Origin of the sequence: Candidatus Leptofilum sp. (assembly GCF_965223285.1) — a bacterium.
GTDB lineage: Bacteria > Chloroflexota > Anaerolineae > Promineifilales > Promineifilaceae > Leptofilum.
Genome location: NZ_OZ244997.1, coordinates 4,201,398 through 4,220,233, shown reverse-complemented (window position 1 = coordinate 4,220,233; position 18,836 = coordinate 4,201,398). Strand labels below are relative to the sequence as shown.

The following is an 18,836-nucleotide window of genomic DNA, read 5'->3' as shown; positions in this document are numbered from 1 at the left end:
CGTCCAATTCAAAACAGGAACCAACAAACATGTCCCTACAAACACTACGCCTTAGCTGGCAAGTGATGACCCTCAAGCTGCGCAACCCGTTCCGCATTTCCTACGGCGTCAGCACCACGCGCCGCGCGTTTTGGCTGCGCCTGGCCGATGACGCGGGCTGGGGCGAGGCGGCGATTCCGCCTTACTACGGCATCAGCGACGAGGCGATGATCGCCTTCTGGCAAACCATCGCCCAGCGCATCAAGTCATTCCCGGACGACCCGACAGACATTCCCGCCTGGATTGGCGACGATGGGCCAGCCCCTGCCCGCTGCGCTCTAGATTTGGCGTTGCATGACAGAATCGGCCGTTTGCGGGGCATGCCGCTGTACCAACTGCTCAATTTGCCAAAACCGAAACCGCTCACCACAGCCTTCACCCTCAGCATCGACACCCCGGAAGAGATGGCCCGGCAGGCAACGGCCGTGCCCAACTATCCCATCATCAAGCTAAAACTGGGGGCAGAAGGGGATGTGGCACGAGTAGCGGCCGTTCGCCAAGCCCGCCCGGATGCGATTTTGTGCGTGGACGCCAACGGCGGCTGGCAGCCAGATGAAGCCGTCGCCCTGGCCCAGGCTATCCTGCCCTATGATTTGGCCTTCATCGAGCAGCCCGTGCCGAAAGATGAAATTGAAGCAATGGGGCAGGTACAGGCCGCTGTGAATGTGCCCGTCGTGGCCGACGAATCGGTGCAAACATTGGCAAATGTTGAACAGTTGGCCGCCGTCGGCGTGCAGGGCATCAACCTGAAGCTGATGAAGCTGGGCGGACTGGCCGCTGCGCTGCGCGTCGTGGATCGGGCGCAGGAGCTGGAGCTGCGGCTCATGCTGGGCTGCATGATGGAATCGTCAATCGGCATCACGGCGATGGCGCACCTGGCGGGCCTCGCTGAATGGCTGGATTTGGACGCGCCGCTGCTCATTGCCAATGACCCGTTCAGCGGCGTGCAAATTGACGCAAACGGCCGTCTCCATTTGCCAGACCGCCCAGGGATTGGGGTTATCAAGAAGCACTCAACAGATTTCGCAGATTGAAAAGATTGAAAAAATCTGGTGAATCTGCGAAATCTGTTGATAAAATATTATGTCAATAACTCAATTGTCCAAACAAGCACAAGTGCAGCATATTTTTCGGGAGCTGGTCGGGCGAGACCCTGCCGTGGTTGTACGTGCGTCGGGGGTGGTGCAACTGCTAGGCGGTGAACTGGAGCCAAGCGAGGGGTGGACACTGGCGGGGGCCATCGAACCGGCCGTTTGGCTGGCCGCTGCGCCCACTACAGACAATCGAGTAACGGTGCGGGTACTTAATTTGGGGGAAACGGCCGCTTTCCAACTCCCCCACCTCGAACTGTTTGCTTCCAGCGTGGGAGGAAACTGGATCAATTACCCGATGGGAGCAGCGTGGGCGCTGCAAAATGCTGGACAGCAACTGGTGGGGTTAGATGTGGTGCTGGTGAGCGATTTGCCGCAGGGTGTGGGGCTGGGTTCGTCAACTGCCGTAACGCTCGCCTTTATCCACGCCTGGGAAGCAGTGGCCGGGTTCGAACTGGACCCACTCAGCCGGGCGCACTTGGCGCAAAAGACGGAAAAGGAATACGTTGGCGTCCAGGCGGGGCTGATGACGCCGTTTGTGTGTGCCGCCAGCCGGGCCAACGAGCTGCTTTTGGTAAACGGCCGTACGTTCACCCATGAATCACTCCCCTTGCCAGCAAATATCTCTCTCATTTTGGTAGATTCGGGCGAGCGGGGGCAAGCCGCGATTTTACGGGAACGGGCGCGAGAATGTGCGGAAGCAACGGCCGTTCTCCGCCAATATCTCCCCCACATCAAAACCCTCCGCGACGTGTCGCCAGACGAGCTGGAACTGCTTGGCCACCACCTGCCAGAGCCGCTGCGCCGCCGCGCCAGCCACGTTGTGAGCGAATGTGCCCGCGTGAAGGCTGCCGCCACCGCACTGCAAGATGGCGATCTGCCCGCGCTAGGCCGCCTGCTGCGCCAATCCCACCTCAGCCTCCGCGACAGTTACGAAGCCAGCACCCCCGCTCTCGACTCGCTGGCAGCGACCGCCTGGGCCACGCCTAGCTGCATCGGGGCGCGGTTAGGTGGCAGTGGGTTTTTGCAGGTTTTGGTAGAGGATGAGGCGGTGTTTAAGGTGCTTGAGAAGTTGAATGAAGTTTTTGTGGGGGAATACGCTAGCACTGAGCAAAGTCGAAGTGGCCGTACGCCCCCCAGCCTCGTCACCAAATTCACCGAAGGTGCAAGTTCCATATTGGTATCGGATATGCTATAATTTAGGCTATCCGATACCAATATGGAGTTTTTGATGGATCCGCGACTGCAAAAACGCATTCTGCAAAAGAAACAAGAGCTAGACGAATTACGGCCGTTGCCGCAAGCTGCTCTGCGCCGCCTCGATGAGCAGCTAACGATTGAGTGGATTTACAACTCCAACGCCATCGAGGGCAGCACGCTTACCCTGCGCGAGACGCAGCTCATTTTGGAGCAGGGGATCACCATTGGCGGCAAAACCTTGCGCGAACATTTTGAAGTGGTCAACCATCAGGAGGCAATTGAGCTAGTTAAATCGCTCGTGGCGCAAAAAGAACCCATTTCGGCATTCCACGTGCGTCAGATTCATGCGCTGGTGCTGGCCAAAATTGATGACGACAACGCGGGGCAGTACCGCACCATACAGGTTCGCATCGTTGGGGCGGCGCACGAACCGCCGCCCGGTTGGGAAATTCCGGCATTAATGACAGATTGGGCAGATTGGTTGGGTAAACAAGAAAATGTTTTGGATACTGTAGAATTGGCGGCCCTGGCACATCACAAATTGGTGGCGATTCATCCGTTTATTGATGGCAACGGCCGTACCGCTCGCCTCATCATGAATTTAATCTTAATGCGGGCTGGCTATCCCCCCGCCATTATCGCCCGCATCAACCGGCAGCAATATTACCGCGTCCTGGCTCAGGCCGATCGGGGCAAACCAGAGCCACTGGTGAATTTTGTGGCTCGTGCCGTGGAGCGCAGCCTGACGCTGTACCTGGAAGCTAGCACCCCGCAAACCACCCCGCTCCCGCCGGAGGATGAATGGATTCCTCTGCGCGAAGCGGCCGAGCTAGTGTCTTACAGTCAGGAGTACCTCAGCCTGTTGGCTCGCACGGGTAAGTTGGAAGCGATAAAATACGGCCGTATCTGGCACACCACCCCCCGCGCCCTACAACTTTACATGGCATCAGTAACTGGTGAGCAATAAAACATCAGCCGTCATTCTGAGCGCAGCGAAGAATCCCGCTCAACTTTGCCAGGGGAGAGCCTGCCCTTTGCCAAGTTTTTATAACTGCAAGATGGTCGGGATGCTTCGGAGAACCTCAGCATAACAATTACATTCACTTCAAGTTGCACTTAATGTTGAATATTGCAACAATTGCTTTGGTTTTCGCAAAACTGAGCAAATAACAATGAGCATACTAAAAAGATTTATCGCGTATTTGAAGTCAATACATATTCAAAAATATATAAATGCTATCATCATATTTATTGGTCTTGCAGCTGATATTATTTCATTGGCTCTTTTCTTCGGAGCAATTCAATCCCCCCCGACCCAATCTAATTTTTATGTCAATAATCGGGAGTTTCTGGCGTGGGTGCTTGTAGCAATTATTTATAGCTTGGGTTTAATTAATGCTTGGGTTCGCAGAAGATGGAAAGAAAAATTTGGTAATGAGAAAGGCGACAATTCTATTTTTAATTTTTTCGCCATCCTAGAATTGTCGAATTCACACTCGTCTAACTACGAAAAGCATAAGATAAAGTGGAAAAATTTCCAGAGAGATTTTTCATTTCTATTTATCATTCTTTTTCCGATCGTTTTTTTGTTTTCTCGCGCTTTAACTGCGACCGAAACTACAACTAGCATAACCGGTTCACCGTGGGGAGATTTACAGATAGCACTATTTCATACTACCTGGGTCTCAATTTTGATGATGGTAGTTACAAGCATGTTTGACTTCGCAATGTCAATGTTTGTTGGGGACAAATAATTCAACCTTATTTCGATAGCTGGCTAACAAAATGGAGACGCAGGAGGTGGAGTTCTTCGTAATCAACTGTTTCGTTAAGGGCGACGTAGACGGGGCGCAGATACTCTGTGCCGTGTTGGGCGAAGGCGGCGAGGGCTTGCTGCTGTTGGGCTGGCGTGAGTTTTGAGTGCGCTAGCAAGTTGCTTTCCCGCAGCGTTTCGCCTGCCTGGATAGCTTTCCACAGATGGCCCACAATGGTGCTGCGCTTGACGTCGTACTGTTGGCACAGTTCGGGGAGGGAACGGCCGTTGTTATACAAATTCAGCACCTCATACGTCCGACCACCCGGCGTGCGGCTGCTTTTAGACACTGTGGTCGGAGCCGACTTCTGCACTTCCTCGATGCCGTTTTCCGCGCAGTACGCCTGAACCAGCGGCAAAAAATCATCCGCAAAATTAGCTAGCTTCGCCTCGCCCACGCCGTACAGCTCGCCAAAGCTGGCCCGCGACTGTGGAAAGTACGTCGCCATCTCTACCAGCGTCCGGTCCGAGAAGATGACGTAAGGCGGCACGCCTGCCGCGTCGGCAAGGGCTTTGCGCTTTTGGCGTAGCTGCTGGAACAAGTTCTGATCGTAATTGGCGAAATCGGTGGCGGAAGGCGCCGCCCGTGGCTTGTCTGGCAGGGTGCCGCGAACCAGTTCCCCCTTGAAAACGGCATAGGCTTTCGGTGTTAACTTGAGGCTGCCGTACTCCATGTCCTGCGTCATCAACCCCTGCTGCACAAACTGCCGTGCCAAATATTGCCACTCCTTCTTGCTAAACTCCAGGCCGATGCTGTAGGTAGACAGCTTATCGTGCCCACGCTGCAACACCTTTTGGCTCCGCGACCCACGCAGCACGTCGATGATGTGGTTGATGCCAAACAGTTCCCCGGTGCGCTTGACGCAGGAGAGGAATTTTTGTGCTGGGATGGTTAAATCGACCAGTTCACCCACCTCGGCGGTGCAATTGTCGCAGGTTTCGCAATTTTCTGTGTGGTATGGCTCGCCGAAGTAATTGAGCAACGGCCGTCTCCGACAAATAGCCGTCTCCACAAAGCCCAGCATCGCTTCCAGCCGTGCCCGCGCCCCCTGCTGCTGGCTGGGGTCTTGCTGGTTAATGAAGTAGTTGATCGTCTGCACATCTGAGTAGCTAAACAGCAAAAGGCAGTCAGACGGCAGGCCATCCCGCCCCGCCCGGCCAATTTGCTGGTAGTAGCTTTCCAGATTTTTAGGCAAATCATAATGCAAAATGAAGCGGACATTGGGCTTGTTGATACCCATCCCAAAGGCGATGGTCGCTACCATAATTGGCACGTCATCACGGATAAAGTCCTGCTGGTTTTGGCGGCGCGTGGCGTCGTCCAGACCGGCATGGTAAGGTAGCACCGACCAGCCGCGTCGGGCCAGTTCACCTGCCAAAAAATCTACCTGCTTGCGCGTATTGCAATAAATAATGCCCGATTCATCGGGGTGGGCCTGCAAAAAGTGGATCGTTTGGGCTAATCCGTCCGTTTTTGGCTCGACGGACAGCATTAGGTTTTCGCGGTTAAAGCTGGCGACAAACTGATGCGCAGCGGAAATAGCCAAACTGCTTTTGATATCCTGCCGCACCCGCTCGGTGGCTGTTGCCGTAACCGCCAGGCAAACCGCATCGGGAAAGCGGCGGCGCAGTGCCACCAGTTGGCGATACTCTGGCCGAAAGTCGTGGCCCCACTCGGAGATGCAGTGGGCTTCATCAATGGTTAGGCAATCTACCTGGCATTTGGCCAGCAGGTCCAGGGTTTGCGGCTGCACCAGCGTTTCAGGCGCGGCGTAGAGCAGCTTGGCGGAGCCAGCCAGCAGCTGGTCGGCAACCCAGTCGTAGCCGTGATGATCTAGGGTGGAGTTGAGGAAGACGGCCGTTACCCCCAACGCCCGTAGCTGCATCACCTGGTCTTCCATCAGCGAAATCAGCGGCGACACCACCACCGTCAGGCCGGCGAACTCCAGTGCGGGTAGCTGGTAGCAAAGCGATTTGCCGCTACCGGTGGGCATCACCACCAGTGAATCCTGCTTACGCAGCACATTTTGAATAATTTCTTCTTGCAACGGCCGGAAGCTATCGTAGCCGAATATTTGTTTGAGTTTAGACTGGATCATGCCCGTTATTTTAGGGGAAAATTGTTGGAGGGGAAAGGGAGACTGGAGATTAGAGACTGGAGATTACGAGCAATCTAATCTCTAATCTCCAGTCTCCAATCTCTTTTAAGCATCTTGCTGGCGGGAGAAGCGGCTGCGGAAGTTTTGCAGCTTCTTGGCCAACGTTTGCCGGATGAGGATGGGGCGCAGTTTTTTCCATTGAAGGCGCGCATTAAAGCCCAGATCGAACTCTTTGGCAGCACTAAACTGCTTGATGACAAACTGTCTGGTCAACGTGCGGATTGGTTCTTTGCCTTCGGGAACGGCCGTTACCAAAATCTCAGCTTGCTCATAAGGCGTGTTGGTTTCCCGGGCAGATAATCCCAGCCAGGCAGACCAGTTGCGCAAGCGATTGAAGCTCTTATCTACATCACCTTCAACCCGCTTGTTCATCTCGTTGGCAAATAGCGAGAGTGCCACAGCAACCAGCAGCACCACTGTTGCCCCCACCGCTTGCCACACCGGGAACGTATCCCAGAACGATGGCTCGACAACTGGCTGCTGATCCTCACCCTGCAACTCTGCCAAAAGCTCCTCATCTACCGAGTTGTCAATTTCTGGCTCCAGACGCTCCTGCAACAGTTCTTCCCGATCCAGGAAGGATTGCGCGGTAAATTGGCTAAAAGCATCCCCGCCGCCACTGCCACCCACCTGCTCTGGCCGATCCCAGGCGGGAATGGAAGCGGTTGGCTCAAACTGAATCCAGCCATACGCTGGAAAGTAAACTTCTACCCAGGTATGGGCATTGCTAGCCTGTACCCGGTAAGAGCTGGTTTCCTCGTCGAAGCTGCCTTGGGCGTACCCGCTAACCAGTCTGGAAGGCACGCCCTGTGAGCGAAGCATAAGTGCCATCGCTGAAGCGTAATAAGTACAGTACGCCTCCTGACTGACAAATAACGTGTAATGCACGGGGTCTATCCCTTGCGGCGTCGCCTGAATCTGGTCGTTGTAAGCGATATTGTCCCGCAAATAGTCGCGGATGGAAATTGCTTTATCGAAGGGATTGTCGAACGGTGCAGTTAGCTCTTCTGCCAAATCCAACGTTTCTGGTGTGAGATTGTCTGGCAGTTGCAAATAAGTTTCTGTTACCCACTCTGGATAATTGGTAGTGGCACTTCGTAAGCTGCTGGCATCCGCTAGCGAGAGGCGGGAAATCACTTCATATTCATCCCCAAGCTGCAACACGTATTTGGCCCGTACCTGGCTTACCAATTGTTTACCACGGTTGTCTGGGCTGGCATATACGTTGATTGGCCGGTCCACATTCACAATGTCTGGGGCACCATAAATGAAGCTGGAATTAGGCAGATAGGTAATAACGGTCTGAGTGATTAGCTCTCGATCAGCAGTAAGCGGCAGATCAATTGCGCCATCTTCAGGTAAATATTCCGTATAGGGCTCATCGATGCTCTTCCACTGCCCATCTTCATAGGTATGGTGTACTTTGGCCTGCCAGTAAACATAGGGTAGCTCTTGGGGGACGATGATGTCCATGACGGCCGTATTGCCCACCGTCCTTGGCCCCCCCAACACCAATGTATCCTGGTAAGGGTCGCTAACCGTCGTGCCGTAAGAGCGCAATGCTGAAAACATCCGCGTCCAGTTGTCCTGAAATTCACGCCACGGGCCTCTGGCCCCATTAAGCGCATCCCCGACGGTGGCACTGGCAGATAGCGGCGGTAGCCCCCAAGCAAAAATTAACGCTAACAGTGCGGCAACAAATCCTGCCCGTATAAAATTAAACCAGATGCGCTTTTCATAGCGCACGGAGCTGGATCGCCACCCTTTTTCTTGCTCCACCAGGAAGGTGCGCGCCACAAACAGCAGAGCCAGCAGCATGTAAAGTGCCAAATACATTTGCAGTGGGCGCGGCCCAGCATAGTAGTAGACCACGCTCAGTAAAACCAGCCCGGTTGGAACCACGGCCCACCAAACACGCGGCTTACGGAATGTGTACCAAGCGGCCGTATACCCCAAAATCCAATAAATCATTGACGTCTGGAAGACAAAAATCAGCCCATCCCGACTGGTGCCACCATCAATCAGCTTTTGCAGCCAAATAACCTGGCGCATGATAATGCCATTTTCCGCATCCAGAATACGGTCACGCCATGGCATGGCGGCAAAAGTATCTACCGTGCCCACCATGACAAACACAACAAACAAACCGTATATCAATGAAAACAGATGGGCACGATTGGGAGAAAATTGGCTTTTGGCTAGCAGGGTACCCGCCAATAAAGCAGCAGTGCCAACCATCGGAATAACGTGTAAGCCAAAAATGAGGTCAGCGCGGGCAATTGCCATCGCTGAAATGAGGATCATGGCCCACAGTAAAAAGAGCGTGGACCATCCTTCTTGTAATCGTGGTCTTAGGCGCATGTAAACATCCCCGGCGTTTTTTCGTTTCTTCTTCTTGCAAAGAATTATAAATGGTTGTCACCAAAATGTCACTCAAATAGCTGATGCTTCATTGACGCTTAATCTACAGATCGTCTGCGCGGAACCGCCTTGGAATCCCCTCGCCGCCAGACAAGCACCACCAAGCCAATCACAAACAAGCCAGCCGCAATGCCCCCCACCCAGGGCAATATCGAGCGCGGTGTTACCGTCAGCGGGAAAGCAATATCCCCTTCACCCGCTTGCCCACTCACCACAACCTGCATCTCGTAATTGCCCGTTGGCATTGGCTCTAAATCAGCTTCATAAAACAGCCGATTAACAGATTGTTCGGTGGTCGCAACGGCCGTTGCGACCACATCCCCTGCTCTATTCACAATCAGCACATTTACGGTTGCGTCCAACACCGGCTCGCCCGTACTTTCCCGTGCAATACCCACCGTCACGTGGATCACTTGCCCAGCCTGCACCGTTGGTGGGTTCACCCAGGCAGAAACCAAATAGCTGCCAATGGGTGCACTGCCCACTTTTAGCTCCCCACCACCATGTGCCAACAGTTGGCTAACCGGCAACAGGTAAAAGGCCAGCATAATCAACAAGCACCATGGCCATCTTCTCATCATCATCACACTATCTTTTTTATTCATGATTTATTTTGAGGAGGAGACGCCTGCGCTGAGCGAGGTCGAAGCGGCCGTTCCCGCTCTGAACGCCGCACAAAAACCAAATACAGACCACCCGTAAGCACACTAAAAATAAACCATTGCAGCGCATAGCTTAAATGCGGCCCTTCCGATAAATCAACTTCACGCGCCGCTCGCAATGGTGGCTCCAGCTCCACTGCTTCGCCCGGTGCCTCTACCATAAATATGGGCAGCACCTCATACGGCAATGCGGCTTCGATGGCAGGAATATCCACCCGGTACAGGTCACTGCCTGCCGCTTCGCTGCTTCCGTTACGGCCAGGCTGGCTTAAAGCCAGATAGCCATCAACCTGCACCAAGCCCGTTTCAAAACGATATTGATTTAACGCCCCTGCCTCATAATCTGCTTGTGGCACCCAGCCTCTGTTGATGAGAACGGCCGTATCCCCACCCTCAATCATCAACGGTGTTATTAACTGCACGCCCGGTCGCCCTTGCCACGGTTGTAGCAAAATCACCCGCTCATTGGCAAAATCATACCATCCACTCACCGTTGCCAACCGATTTTCCAATGCTTCTGGCCCATCTGGCAGCGGTTCCGCCAAATCCAATGGCGGCAAATCAAGCACAGCTTGCAAAGCCGCGTTTTCAGCTCGACGCTGTTCCAAACGATCGAGCTGCCAAATGCCTAAACGCACGAATAGCCCAACAGCAACCAGCACCAACAGCGTGCCACCCAACCAGCGGCGGCTAAATAATTTTCTTAACAAGTTCATGATCGGCCCAACCCTTCCCCTTACGTGCCTGCTATTGCTCCAAACCAGGGGCACTGGCTACCCCTGCGGATGCCCACTCTGACTTCGGCAACGGCGGCTTGCGATCTTCCTGGCTCAAAAAACGGCCGATTAAAATCAACGCCGCCACAATATACATCATACTCCCCGGCACCCACATAATCAGGCCACCAAGCTGCTGGTCCATCAGCACATCAAAGCCCCACAGGCGAGGCACATTTTCATAATAAGAGTAATAACCTTGCTCCGCAAACGACAGCACAATGCCGGTTACCATATTGGGTGGCACCACCGAAATTACCAACCCAATGCGGCCCAGCAAGCCAAACTGTTTGTATACCCGCGGCCCTGCGCCAGTTAAGTGCCACCACAGCAGCATGCTAGCAATAAAAAAGGTGAGATGCTCAACATTATGCACCCACTCATACCGCAACGCCGCATTATACATGCCCGGATCATGCCACCCAATGAGCGAGATCACCCACACCATCCACACAATACCCGGTTGGGTTAGCTTACGCAGCCATTGCCGAAAGCCAGATTCCCGATGCAATGCCTGGCTAAACAAGCCGCCTATGCTCAGGCGCAGCCCACGTGGTAGCCCCCACAACACAAATGGCATCGGGTTGGCAATGAGCAGCAGCGGCGGTGCAATCATGATCAGCAGCAAATGCTGCACCATGTGCATAAAAAAAAGCTGCTGCCCTAAGGCGTCAATGGGTGATAGCAAAGCCAGTGCTACCGAAATTAGCCCCACCCAGTAGGCGACCAGCCGCCAACTCACTGCCAGCCGCCAGCGTGACCGCACAGATCGCTGGTAACGATGTGCAGACCCGCCAGCCCGCTGACGCAGCTGCCACCATCCCCTAGAATAAAGCGTCCCGGCCAAAGCCAGGACGACAATCACTTCAATCTTCCAATCCCAGGAGAGCAAAATTGCTTTCGTAATGGGATCCATATTTTTCTCGCTTGTATTCCGTTAACTAACTACCAAACACCGATTCTCGATGTTAACTATGTCCTACCGTACCAATCAGATAGAGTGCCGGGTAGAAAAAGACCCACACCACATCTACGTAATGCCAGTAGATAGCACAAGCCTCAACACCCCAATGCTTATCTTCTGAAAAATGCCCTTTGCGACCCAGATTCCAGACAAACAAAATGAGAATCAATCCGCTCAATACGTGTAGAGCATGCATACCAGTCATGGCAAAAAAGACACCGCCAAAGACGCCATCGGTTGGCTTCAGGTGACCAAACCATTCAATGCCAAACAGCTCTAATTCCAGGCCAAAGATATTCCACTCCAACACAACCACACCGATGAAGAAGATGAACCCTAAAACGGCCGCAACCATGAAGCTGCTCAAAAATGTCTTGCGGTCTCCATGCTCCATTGCAGTTTCACCACGGAATATAAAGTAACTACTTACCAGCAGCACCGTCGTCGTAATTAGTCCCAGGCCCTGGCTCAATTCTGGCCGTTCGCCGCCCCATAAATAAAAACGAGCCGCTAACAGAGCCAAGAACAGAAAAACTTCCGAAATACAAAACAGCCAAAGTCCCATCCGGTTAGCCCGTAACTGTTCGGGCCAGGACAGTTCATGGCTGTGACCATGTCCATCTTCATGGGCATCATGATGCGCTTCTGCAGTTGCTGAACTCATCAATGACTCTCCTCACGCCATAAGCGATATACATGCATAAAAAAGTAAATAATCAGGGCGGCCTTTACCAAAGCAATAATTAATAGCAAGACCGTAATTGGCGTCTCTAAACCACCAACGATGGATTCAACAATTGTTAAAACCAGCAGTGCCAGAAAAACATACAAACCTGTGCGCTGCGCGACTTTTTTTGCGTCACTCACTTCCACATCCTCCTTGTAAGGCTAGCAGTTAGTCTCCGGTAGCTGCCGGTGCCGTATTAATGTATTGCGACGAAGCCAAACCATAATCATATGGATCGCCCACAACTTCAAACGGCACATCATAATTGAACTCAGGAATAGGTGTTGGCGTTTGCCATTCTGGAGAGCGGGAACGCCACGGATTTGTCTCTGCCACGGGTTCTGTGCGGGCACTGGCGATGAAATTGTACACCATAATTAATAAAGACCAGCCAATTACCAAAGCTGTAATTGTAATCAGGATTTGCGTATTGCCGATGCCCAATGCGGGTTCATAATCAGCGTAGCGACGATTCATGCCCAAAATACCGATGCTCATCTGGCCAAAGCTCATGACCCAAAATCCAGGCACCATCAACCAAAAATGAAGCCTGCCTAAAGATTCCTTGTACATGTGCCCCGTAATCTTGGGATACCAATAATAAAGAGCCGCACAGAATGGGAAGATAAAGCCACCAAACATCGTAGCATGGAAATGACCCACTACCCAATAGCTATCATGCAAATGCATGTCGGTGGGAATCGTACCCAGGATGGGTCCGGTAACGCCCCCGATCAGAAAAACTGAAATAGCACCAACCACAAACAACATTGGCGTCTCAAATGACAATTTTCCTTCCCACATTGTGGCTACCCAACTGAAGAATTTCACCCCTGTGGGGATAGCAACAAACATGGTGGAAATCATAAAGACAATGCGTAACGTATCGCTCATGCCGGCTACAAACATATGGTGCGCCCAAACTAAAAAGCCAACCAGCGCAATGCCCAAGCTGGAAAGTGCAATCCAACGGTAACCAAAGAGCGGCTTGCGAGAGAATACCGGCAGCAGTTCACTAATAATACCCAGCCCCGGTAACACAAACACATAAACGACGGGATGTGAGTAGAACCAGAACAGATGCTGGTATAAGATCGGATCACCCCCATTAGCCGGGTTAAAGAAAGTGAGACCCAATGTTCTCTCCGCAATGGTCATGCTCAACGCCACACCAACTGTCTGCGTAGCAGTAAACTGGATGAGTGCCGCAGCTAACGCTCCCCATACAAAAATTGGCATACGGAACAGCGTCATACCTTTGGCCCGCATAGTGAAGGTGGAGACGATAATATTGATGGCACTGGCAATTGAGGAGAAGCCGTTCATATAGAAGCCAAGCAAGAAGAGCTGTACACCCAACATTGCCGGGTTCAAAGAAAGTGGCGCATAAGCTACCCATCCTGTGTCCCAACCGCCAACAGCCATCCCCGCCAGGACAAGAACGATTGATGGAACGCTGATCCAGTAGCTGAAGGCATTCAAACGCGGGAAAGCCATGTCAGAGGCACCAATCATCAGGGGTACTAGGTAGTTGCTCATGGCACCGATACCCAACAAGATGCTAACAATCATGACGATGCCGTGGGCACTAAACAGGGTATTGTACTGGTCGAAGTTTAGGAATTGCATACCTGGCTGAGATAGTTCCAGCCGGAAGATGATGGCGAAGATACCACCAACAAATAAAACGAGGAGGCTAGTCACACCGTATTGAATGCCAATTACTTTGTGATTAACGTCTACGCTGAAGTAGCGGAACCATTCTGGTTTGCCTTCCGGTGCGCCGTGGCGCAGCGGGGTTTTATGACCGCCAATCCACAACAGCCAATCGGTAAGAACGCCCGCACCAAGCAAGGAGCCGATAATACTAATAATGGCTCCAAAGACGACGGCCCCTTCATTCAGCCAGTCCCACTGGGCACCACCCAATATACGGAAGAGATTGATAAATGCGTTACCTGCCGCAAAGGAGACAGCCTGACCAAACAGACCCCACACCAGGGCTGTTTCGGATGAGTAGTAGAGGAAGCGGCCAAGGCGTGTGTTCTGGAATAAACCCAAAGCACTCCCAAACCCAACGACAACGTGGCCAACGATGATTAACACAGCAATGACGTTGATAGCAACTGGATAAGCGGAATCAAGCGTAGTAGCTGGAATAAGCAAGAATTGCAGCAGGAACTTCACAAAGTTGGCAATTGGCTCTAAGATAAATATAGCCTGTACTAATGCTGCTAGCACGAGGCCTACCACACCGCCAAACAGCGCAGCGACTAACGCAAAGGCAAATCTTGAGCGAACAATTTTCAGTAATGTAGTCATAGATTTTTCCTCTAGAACTTATTGATCCAACGTCTGCATAAATGCAATGAGGTCAGCAATAACATCAATCTCGACACCCTCGTTAGCCAGAATCTCTGCCTCTACGGTGGCAATGCGTTCCCCAAAATTCTGAGGCATGGCACCCTCGTTGAAGCCTTGAACGATTTGCTCATTCGGGTTGATAATTGAGCGGCGAAGATAATCATCATCGGCAATTACTACAGAACCGTCGTTTAGCACTTCTTCGCGCAGGTAAATGCCTTGCCAGGAAGGCCCAGCACCAACAGTGCCATCTAATGAGTGGCAACCATTGCATGTAAGTTCCACATAAAACTGCTCGCCACGCTCTTCGGGGGTGAGGTCTGAATAACGGAAGGCAGAATCAATTAAAAACTGTTCAAAGTCAGCTCGGGAAACCACTTCAACATCGGCCAGCATGTCTGAATGGCCAGTGCCGCAAATTTCGGCACAGCGCAAGCGGTAGCTGCCAATCTCGGTGGGCGTGATGCGCAGCGGCATCATGGAGCCTGGCACAAGGTCTTGTTTCACGCGGAATTCAGGCACCCAAAATGAATGTAGCACATCTTCCGAGTACATCTCAAGCAAAATGGGTTGATCCACAGGCAGCACCAGTCGGGCTGAGCTAACCTCGGCATCGGGATATTCAAAGCTCCAAGACCATTGTCGACCAACAACCTCTACTACCATCTCGTCAGTCTGTTCGGCCGTTACCTCACGAAAGAGGACCAAGCCATATACACCAAACCCGATGACGACAATGGTTGGAATAATTGTCCAGGCAATTTCTAAGCCAGTGTTGCCATGAATGTGGGGGCCATCAGAGTCATCACCAGGACGACGACGAAAAACAACAACGGCATAAAGCATGATGACCATGATTAAAGCAAACAGGAGGGCCATCATGATGAAGTGTGCCTGAAACAGGTCTTCAATCGGTGCAGCTTGGGCACTGGCGGCTTTGGGCCGGGTAAACATCCAATCAAATAGGAAGTACAAACCTGTGGCTGAGATTAGTGTAAGCACACCAACGATTATTGGGTGTTTCAATTTTCCCATGTTTCTCTCTTTTCCTTACGGTTTTACATGCAACTAGCTTTTGATTATTGTTAAACAAATCACAAGCAAATTTCCGAATTTAGGCATTCAAATAAGCCATAAAGCCAATTCCTAGCCCTATCATGATAAGGCCAGTTATGAGTACGGCAATAAAATCCCAGGGGATTCGGCCGAAATCTGTGTCATCAACCGCATCAAGTTTTTGTGGCCGCAACCGCCAGCCAATGATTGCCAATGTAATGGCCGCTAATACGAGGAAGACGGGCATGGTGACGCTAACAAACTGACCCTCGTCGTTGATGATGTAGCCTTCTGGAAAGAAATTGCGCACAAAAACCATGGTGGCAAAGCCAATAAACATGAGCACAATGAGCGTGTTGCTAATGATCGACCAGCGCGGCATTTGATGTGACGGGGTGGGATCGGTGGTACGGCCGTCTCGCATTTGCGTTAGCTGCTCTTTGGTGCGTTGGTCCAGGGCATTTTGGTGTTCGTTGAACGCCTCGCTTTCTAACGTGTTGTTGCGAATATTGGAAAGCAACCGAGTAATAAACGCAATGCCACCACCAACAACCACAACGCCACCGATAGCCAACGCAGCGACTACTGCCAACCCCACAAATGGAGAGATTTCATCCGGTAAGGCTTCTGCCGCACCTGATAGCGGCGAAGCAGCCAGGCTTGTTTTCAGTGCTTCCAGACTAATGGGTTCAATTTCAGTCGGCAGCGGAGTGCTGCTGCCCCCGCCAAAGGATAGTGACGGCAAAGAAAACGCATCGGCCAGCGCAGGCCAAATGGCCGTTACCACCGCAAAAATAATGAGCAAACCAATCAGCGGCAGCCAGGTTTTCCAAGATTCAGATGTTTTCAATGGTTCTTCTCCTGCCGGGGTCTCGCGCAATCACGTTTTCTGCGAGAAGGCTCCGGTCGCCAAAAAGTGTCATTGGAAGTATGTGCAGGTGTCAGATCATGCGTTTTGAGTTGTTTCCTCTCGTTTGTGGATTTTAGCACAATCTAATTGTCAAGCAACAGCCAGCCACCTTGCCAACAGCTCATCGCCGACTGGAAAACGGCCGTCTAAAAAGCGATCTGGTACGAGATGGCGTAGACACAGAATCAGTCCCATGACGTTCACGCAAGTCGTCGCGCAGCGAGAGTAATGTGCGATGATAAAGTGACTTAATCGCCCCCTCGCTACGACCCATAATATCGCCAATTTCCGCGTTCGACAGCCGCTCGACAAATTTAAGAATTAACAACTCCTGGCGGTCAGTTGGCAGTCGGCGAATTGCGTCTAGCAGCAAACTTTTATCTTCCAAAAGCTGGGTGGCAAACTCCGGGCTTTCATCCCCCACATGCCAATGCGTAATGTCGTCCAACGCTACCATTTGGCGACGGCTGTTGTCCCGGTGCCAGTTGGCTACCAGATTGTGGGCAATGCGGTACAGCCAGGCTGAAAACGGCACTCCTTTATCCTGGTATCGGGGGATATGCTTCATGGCTCGGACAAAGATTTTGGCTGTCAAATCCTCAGCATCCGCTACGTTGCCCGTGCGGTAGTAGACATAATTATAAATTCGGTCTACGTAAAGCTCGTAAAGTTGCCCAAAAGCATCTTTATCTTCTTTGGCGCGCTCGATTAGCACTTTTTCATCAATGGGTGAACTCAACGTGTCCTCTTCCTAAAAAAGCATCTTTCACATGCGGAACGGCAGTATAACAGATGGCACATTGCCTGCCTAACAAAACCGAAATCTGTGCGTGGTTGATCCGTGGGCTAAACGTGCTTGACGGCCGTTTTGGGCTTCGTTATGCTCCACGCTTATGGCAGAAAAATGGGAGAGTACGCATGTAAGAAACGGCCGTGGCGGAGAACTGTTTGGTTCACTGCTGCTGTTTGTGCTGCTGCTCTTTTTTGTGGGGACTGTGCTAAATGAAAGAGGGGCGGGAGAAACGGCCGTGGCCATCGCCAGCACCGCCGCACCTGAGAGCAACGTTCTCAACACCGTTGCCCCTACCCCCACCATTGCCAACACCGCCACGCCAACCTACACGCCCACAGTCACGCAAACCCCTACACCTAGCCAAACGCCAACGAGCACGCCAACTCACACGCCCAGCATAACTCCCAACCCCCTCTGGACGGCCACGGCGACAATGACTCCATCACCCATCCCACCGCTACCAACACCGCAAGATGGCATTAGCAGCACCATCACCGTCACGGTACCCATCCTCATGTACCATTACATCAGCATCCCGCCTGAAGATGCCGATATTTATCGCACCGATCTCTCCGTGTCGCCAGACAACTTCCAGGCCCAAATGCAATATCTGGCTGACAATGGCCACACTCCCATCGACTTTTACACACTCTCTCGCGCCATCACCAACCACGAACCGCTGCCACCCAAACCCGTCATCCTCACCTTTGATGATGGCTACCTGGACAATTACGAAAACGCCTATCCCATCCTGCAACAGTTCGGCTTTGTGGGCACCTTCTTTATTCCCACCGAATTTATAGACAGCAACCGCGCAGGCTACATGACTTGGCCCATGATTGAAGCGATGGCTACCAGTGGCCACCGTTTTGAGCCACACTCTCGCACCCATCCAGACCTACGCGCCCGCGACGACGCTTACCTCATCTGGGAAATTCTCGGTCCGCAGGAGACGCTCGCGTTCCACATTGGCTACACTCCCCGCTACTTTTCGTACCCTGCTGGCCGCTACGATGAAAACGTGCTCTCCACTCTGCAGCGGCTAGATTTTTGGGGTGCGGTGACCACATTTAGCGGGGATGCGCTTGGCTTTGCCAACCGGTTTACCTGGCCTCGCCTGCGTGTTCGCAACGACACACCCCTGCCAGAATTTGTAGATTTGGTCAATTCCACCTGGGAGTAAAAATAACGCGCCACCCGTTAACAAAGTTTCTACATTTCTCCGATGAACTTCTAACATCCCGCATATATTTTTCTTACGTTTCTGGCCGAAAATGCCAACTGTACTTAAGAAAACGACGGTGTAGGTGGCAGTGGCTCGTTTCGTTAATTTCAATTTTGGGCCGCTGCCGCCTCCCGATTACAAAATTTGCAAACACCTAAAACGTAAGGAGTGTGAAAAGATGACAAAAGTAGTTCGTTGGAACCCTATGAATCCTGTTAGCTTGATGAATGAATTTGATCGCCTGTTTGAACGGCCGTATACCCGCACCGCCTCAAACTGGAACATTGCCCTGGACGTGGCTGAAACCGAAGATAACTATCTCGTAAAAGCTACTGTTCCTGGCGTCAATGTGGAAGATATTGAAATCACATTGGAAGATGACGTGTTGCTGCTGAAAGGTGAAATTCAGCGAGAAGAGGAAGTGGAAGAGGCCAAATATCATCTGCGCGAGCGTCGTTACGGCCGTTTCAGCCGCAGCATTCGCTTCCCGATGGCCGTCAATAGGGACGCAATCGAAGCCACTTACACCAACGGCATTCTCAGCCTAAACGTGCCCAAAGCCGAAGCTGTGAAGCCCAAGCGCATCACCATCAACGCAAACTAAACGAAACCGATACACAGTGAAAAAGAGGTTGG

General features: G+C 52.1%; 17 protein-coding genes. 6 read left to right on the top strand and 11 right to left on the bottom strand.

Going from position 1 to position 18,836, the window contains the following annotated elements; all coding sequences use genetic code 11:
- Positions 1-29: 29 nt before the first annotated feature.
- From ACOQPU_RS18995 to ACOQPU_RS18980, 4 genes are all read left to right on the top strand, one after another.
- Positions 30-1,073: a dipeptide epimerase gene (locus ACOQPU_RS18995; RefSeq protein ID WP_420641407.1), complete on the top strand. Its 1,044-nt coding sequence runs from the start codon at positions 30-32 to the stop codon at positions 1,071-1,073.
- 49 nt (positions 1,074-1,122) lie between these two features.
- Positions 1,123-2,328, top strand: coding sequence for a galactokinase (locus ACOQPU_RS18990; RefSeq protein WP_420641406.1), 1,206 nt, complete (start codon positions 1,123-1,125; stop codon positions 2,326-2,328).
- A gap of 33 nt (positions 2,329-2,361) precedes the next feature.
- Positions 2,362-3,297 (top strand): Fic family protein, encoded by a 936-nt coding sequence (locus ACOQPU_RS18985; RefSeq protein ID WP_420641405.1) that lies wholly within the window; start codon positions 2,362-2,364, stop codon positions 3,295-3,297.
- A gap of 205 nt (positions 3,298-3,502) precedes the next feature.
- Positions 3,503-4,084: a hypothetical protein gene (locus tag ACOQPU_RS18980; RefSeq protein WP_420641404.1), complete on the top strand. Its 582-nt coding sequence runs from the start codon at positions 3,503-3,505 to the stop codon at positions 4,082-4,084.
- 7 nt (positions 4,085-4,091) lie between these two features.
- Here the strand turns inward: ACOQPU_RS18980 and recQ are convergent, their stop codons facing one another.
- The 11 genes from recQ to ACOQPU_RS18925 form a co-directional block, all read right to left on the bottom strand.
- Positions 4,092-6,242 carry a DNA helicase RecQ gene (gene recQ / locus ACOQPU_RS18975; RefSeq protein ID WP_420641403.1) on the bottom strand — a complete coding sequence of 717 codons (2,151 nt, stop codon included), beginning with the start codon at positions 6,240-6,242 and terminating at the stop codon, positions 4,092-4,094.
- Positions 6,243-6,347: 105 nt separating this feature from the next.
- The gene (locus ACOQPU_RS18970; RefSeq protein WP_420641402.1) at positions 6,348-8,663 is read right to left on the bottom strand and encodes a transglutaminase-like domain-containing protein; all 2,316 of its coding nucleotides are present in this window, start codon (positions 8,661-8,663) and stop codon (positions 6,348-6,350) included.
- Positions 8,664-8,761: 98 nt separating this feature from the next.
- The gene (locus tag ACOQPU_RS18965; protein WP_420641401.1) at positions 8,762-9,328 is read right to left on the bottom strand and encodes a hypothetical protein; all 567 of its coding nucleotides are present in this window, start codon (positions 9,326-9,328) and stop codon (positions 8,762-8,764) included.
- Entirely contained in the window at positions 9,325-10,101 is a 777-nt protein-coding gene (locus ACOQPU_RS18960; protein ID WP_420641400.1) for an SURF1 family protein, read from the bottom strand. The genes ACOQPU_RS18965 and ACOQPU_RS18960 overlap by 4 nt, the downstream gene beginning before the upstream one ends.
- A gap of 31 nt (positions 10,102-10,132) precedes the next feature.
- The gene (locus ACOQPU_RS18955) at positions 10,133-11,077 is read right to left on the bottom strand and encodes a cytochrome c oxidase assembly protein (RefSeq protein ID WP_420641399.1); all 945 of its coding nucleotides are present in this window, start codon (positions 11,075-11,077) and stop codon (positions 10,133-10,135) included.
- 52 nt (positions 11,078-11,129) lie between these two features.
- On the bottom strand, positions 11,130-11,789 hold the full coding sequence (locus ACOQPU_RS18950) for a cytochrome c oxidase subunit 3 (protein ID WP_420641398.1): 660 nt from the start codon (positions 11,787-11,789) through the stop codon (positions 11,130-11,132).
- Positions 11,789-11,992, bottom strand: a complete 204-nt coding sequence (locus ACOQPU_RS18945; RefSeq protein ID WP_420641397.1) for a cytochrome C oxidase subunit IV family protein — start codon at positions 11,990-11,992, stop codon at positions 11,789-11,791. Before ACOQPU_RS18945 ends, ACOQPU_RS18950 begins: the two co-directional genes overlap by 1 nt.
- A 28-nt stretch (positions 11,993-12,020) precedes the next feature.
- Positions 12,021-14,174, bottom strand: coding sequence for a cytochrome c oxidase subunit I (locus ACOQPU_RS18940; protein ID WP_420641396.1), 2,154 nt, complete (start codon positions 14,172-14,174; stop codon positions 12,021-12,023).
- 18 nt (positions 14,175-14,192) lie between these two features.
- A complete protein-coding gene (coxB, locus tag ACOQPU_RS18935) occupies positions 14,193-15,251 on the bottom strand; it encodes a cytochrome c oxidase subunit II (RefSeq protein ID WP_420641395.1) in 1,059 nt (352 codons plus the stop codon).
- 79 nt (positions 15,252-15,330) lie between these two features.
- Entirely contained in the window at positions 15,331-16,122 is a 792-nt protein-coding gene (locus ACOQPU_RS18930; protein ID WP_420641394.1) for a hypothetical protein, read from the bottom strand.
- Between the two features lie 181 nt (positions 16,123-16,303).
- Positions 16,304-16,921: a sigma-70 family RNA polymerase sigma factor gene (locus tag ACOQPU_RS18925; RefSeq protein ID WP_420641393.1), complete on the bottom strand. Its 618-nt coding sequence runs from the start codon at positions 16,919-16,921 to the stop codon at positions 16,304-16,306.
- Positions 16,922-17,075: 154 nt separating this feature from the next.
- Between ACOQPU_RS18925 and ACOQPU_RS18920 the strand changes: the two genes are divergently transcribed.
- Together ACOQPU_RS18920 and ACOQPU_RS18915 are read left to right on the top strand one after the other, a co-directional pair.
- A complete protein-coding gene (locus ACOQPU_RS18920) occupies positions 17,076-18,158 on the top strand; it encodes a polysaccharide deacetylase family protein (RefSeq protein ID WP_420641392.1) in 1,083 nt (360 codons plus the stop codon).
- A 220-nt stretch (positions 18,159-18,378) separates the two neighbouring features.
- A complete protein-coding gene (locus tag ACOQPU_RS18915) occupies positions 18,379-18,804 on the top strand; it encodes an Hsp20/alpha crystallin family protein (RefSeq protein ID WP_420641391.1) in 426 nt (141 codons plus the stop codon).
- The last annotated feature ends 32 nt before the right edge of the window (positions 18,805-18,836 follow it).

Coding starts and splice junctions, on each gene's coding strand:
- ACOQPU_RS18995 (WP_420641407.1), top strand. CDS start 30: ATGTCCCTACAAACACTACGCCTTAGCTGGCAAGTGATGACCCTCAAG.
- ACOQPU_RS18990 (WP_420641406.1), top strand. CDS start 1,123: ATGTCAATAACTCAATTGTCCAAACAAGCACAAGTGCAGCATATTTTT.
- ACOQPU_RS18985 (WP_420641405.1), top strand. CDS start 2,362: ATGGATCCGCGACTGCAAAAACGCATTCTGCAAAAGAAACAAGAGCTA.
- ACOQPU_RS18980 (WP_420641404.1), top strand. CDS start 3,503: ATGAGCATACTAAAAAGATTTATCGCGTATTTGAAGTCAATACATATT.
- recQ (WP_420641403.1), bottom strand. CDS start 6,242: ATGATCCAGTCTAAACTCAAACAAATATTCGGCTACGATAGCTTCCGG.
- ACOQPU_RS18970 (WP_420641402.1), bottom strand. CDS start 8,663: ATGCGCCTAAGACCACGATTACAAGAAGGATGGTCCACGCTCTTTTTA.
- ACOQPU_RS18965 (WP_420641401.1), bottom strand. CDS start 9,328: ATGAATAAAAAAGATAGTGTGATGATGATGAGAAGATGGCCATGGTGC.
- ACOQPU_RS18960 (WP_420641400.1), bottom strand. CDS start 10,101: ATGAACTTGTTAAGAAAATTATTTAGCCGCCGCTGGTTGGGTGGCACG.
- ACOQPU_RS18955 (WP_420641399.1), bottom strand. CDS start 11,077: ATGGATCCCATTACGAAAGCAATTTTGCTCTCCTGGGATTGGAAGATT.
- ACOQPU_RS18950 (WP_420641398.1), bottom strand. CDS start 11,789: ATGAGTTCAGCAACTGCAGAAGCGCATCATGATGCCCATGAAGATGGA.
- ACOQPU_RS18940 (WP_420641396.1), bottom strand. CDS start 14,174: ATGACTACATTACTGAAAATTGTTCGCTCAAGATTTGCCTTTGCGTTA.
- coxB (WP_420641395.1), bottom strand. CDS start 15,251: ATGGGAAAATTGAAACACCCAATAATCGTTGGTGTGCTTACACTAATC.
- ACOQPU_RS18920 (WP_420641392.1), top strand. CDS start 17,076: ATGGCAGAAAAATGGGAGAGTACGCATGTAAGAAACGGCCGTGGCGGA.
- ACOQPU_RS18915 (WP_420641391.1), top strand. CDS start 18,379: ATGACAAAAGTAGTTCGTTGGAACCCTATGAATCCTGTTAGCTTGATG.